1 pseudogene is annotated in these 1,017 nt (G+C 31.0%); it reads right to left on the bottom strand.

Annotation, left to right across the window (positions count from 1 at the left end):
- A pseudogene (locus E0D98_RS24695) lies at window positions 1–1,017 on the bottom strand (SopA family protein); the annotation flags it as partial.

Below are 1,017 nucleotides of genomic sequence, written 5' to 3'. Positions count from 1 at the left end.
GTATCGAAATTCACCTTACTGAATCGATGTTGACGCATAAAATTATCGAACTTGTCATCTTCACCAGAATGTATATAACCACGTATAATTGGATCTTTTATATAAGGACAATGGCTAAATGTTTTCTTCATATTCTCAATAAAGTTTTTATTAACAATATTAAGAATCTTTAATTGCATCACCAGTTTTACTGCCAGAACGGATTTCAATATCATTGCATTATCTGGCAATGTATCAATCATTTTTATAATGTTATTGATATAACCATCGTGATCTTCATTCCAAAATATATCTGAATAATCAATAGTTAATTCCAATTGTTCTGTAATGCAATCTTTAAAATTCCCTGTCGATATTCGCACATGATCAAACATAACAGCTGTCATATTCGATTTAATAAATGATATTTCTTTGGCAGACAGAAACTCTGCTCTGGTGAAGTGCGAAGCGTAAAGATAACAATTATCGAAGTTTGAATTTCTAATCTGACATTCGCGAAAATTACTCTGAGTAAGTTGACTCTGCGAGAAGTCAACTGTATCAAGAATATTTTTGCTGAAATCGACACATTCACCACTCGCTTTGATAAAAATCACATTGTGTAAACGTCGACATCTAAATATGACATTATCAACTATTGCAGTAGTAAAATTGGAATCCCCAATTTCTTTACATTCGAATGTTATATGTTGTAGATTTGATGATAAAAAAGACACCTTCGATATAACGTCACCTTTAAAATGACAACTTGTTAAATCCAAATCAGACAGGTCGATATACCCCTGCGCATCTTTATCCATCAGAAAATTGCAAGCGCATTCAATTTTTTTCATTTCTGTAGAATTTTACACTTATAGTATCATTACTGATTGAGACTTCACGAAACATATTTATTGCATGATTTTTTCGTTCCGTTGTTTTATATTTGAAAAAATATTGCTGATATAAATAAAGTTATCTCTGTTTAAACCTGGCACCCCATTGAAATTACGTAGTAAATCAAGATCTACTATATTA

The sequence above is a fragment of the Escherichia sp. KCJ4928 genome (assembly GCF_004352695.1).
In the GTDB taxonomy this organism is placed as follows: Bacteria; Pseudomonadota; Gammaproteobacteria; order Enterobacterales; family Enterobacteriaceae; genus ECMA0423.
Note: the sequence above shows the minus strand (reverse complement) of the source record. Positions and strands in the feature narration are given on the sequence as shown.